Raw genomic sequence first — 1,505 nt, forward strand, 5'->3', positions numbered from 1 at the left:
GCTCGGCGGTGACCCGGTCGCGTCCGCGCAGGTGGAACTTGGCCCGGAACGGCTGCCGGGTGATCGAGTCGAGCCGGGCGTCGAGGGCTGCGGGGGAAGGCGGGGTGAAGGGCTCGGGCGTCGGCTCGGGCTCGGGCGCCGGCTCGGAATCGCGGGAAGAAGTCATACTATGTCGAGCTTAGCCCGGTGGCGTGAGCCCCTGGCCGGGCGTGCCACGATGAGCCGGTGAGTGAAGAACCCCGGAAGCTGCTCGTGGACAAGACGCCCCTGCCCGACGGAATCGAGGAGCGCCTGCGGGCCCAGCTCACCTTCCTGGTGGAGGTGGACCAGCTCAAGACCGTGCTCCGCCAGTCGCCGCTCGCGGCGGCGGACCGCCGGGAGAACGACGCCGAGCACTCCTGGCACCTGGCCATGATGGTCACGGTCCTCGCCGAGCACTCCGACGAACCCATCGATGTCGGCCACACCGTCGAGCTGGTGCTGCTGCACGACCTGGTGGAGATCTACGCCGGTGACACCCCGCTGTACGACAGCGCGGGCGGCGCCGGTCAGCAGGAGCGGGAGGCGCTCGCGGCCGACGCCCTCTTCCGGCTGCTCCCCGACGACCAGGCCCGGCGGATGCGGGCGCTGTGGGACGAGTTCGAGGAGCGGGCCACCCCCGAGGCCCGGTTCGCCAAGGCGATGGACCGGCTCCAGCCGCTGCTGCTCAACTGGATGGCGCGCGGCGGCACCTGGCGCACCCCCGGCGTCACCGCCGACGACGTCCGGGCCCGCAAGGCGGTGATCGGGGACGCCTCCGCCTCCCTGTGGACGGCCGGCCGGCAGCTCATCGACGAGGGTGAGCGGCGGGGCTGGTCGCGCGGCACGGCGGACCAGGACTGAGAAAGGTGGCGGCGCCGGGGGGGGCGCCGCCACCGGGCTCACTGCTCGGACGGTGACGGTGCCGTCACGTCGTCGCCCGTGCGCTGGTGCGGTATCAGCACCGACCCCTGCTGGAGCGCGACCGTGCGGGTCGGGGCCGGGATGCGGATGCCCTCCTCGCGGTAGCGGCGGTGCAGGCGCTTGATGAACTCGTGCTTGATCCGGAACTGGTCGCTGAACTCCCCGACGCCGAGGATGATCGTGAACCCGATCCGGGAGTCGCCGAAGGTGTGGAAGCGGATCGCGGCCTCGTGCTCCGGGACGGCACCGGTGATCTCGGTCATCACCTCGTTGACCACCTCGGCCGTCACCCGCTCCACGTGCTCCAGGTCCGAGTCGTAGCTCACCCCGGCCTGCACCAGCACCGTCAGCTCCTGCTCGGGGCGGGTGAAGTTGGTCATGTTGCTCTTGGCGAGCTCGCCGTTGGGGATGACCACCAGGTTGTTGGAGAGCTGGCGCACGGTCGTCTGACGCCAGTTGATGTCGACGACGTACCCCTCCTCGCCGCTGCTGAGCCGGATGTAGTCGCCGGGCTGCACGGTCTTGGAGGCGAGGATGTGGATGCCGGCGAACAGGTTGGCCAG

The 1,505-nt window shown here is 71.0% G+C and carries 2 protein-coding genes; one reads left to right on the plus strand and one right to left on the minus strand.

Translation table 11 applies throughout. From position 1 onward, the window contains the following. Positions 1 to 225 precede the first annotated feature (225 nt). Positions 226 to 882 (plus strand): HD domain-containing protein, encoded by a 657-nt coding sequence (locus tag CCN33_RS28635; RefSeq protein ID WP_086696303.1) that lies wholly within the window; start codon positions 226 to 228, stop codon positions 880 to 882. Between the two features lie 38 nt (positions 883 to 920). On the opposite strand, the gene CCN33_RS28640 is transcribed toward CCN33_RS28635, so the two are convergent. Beyond that, a partial coding sequence (locus CCN33_RS28640; protein WP_140394722.1) for a mechanosensitive ion channel family protein occupies positions 921 to 1,505 on the minus strand: 585 nt, incomplete at its 5' end.

This window comes from Streptomyces recifensis (assembly GCF_002154615.1).
GTDB lineage: Bacteria > Actinomycetota > Actinomycetes > Streptomycetales > Streptomycetaceae > Streptomyces > Streptomyces griseoluteus.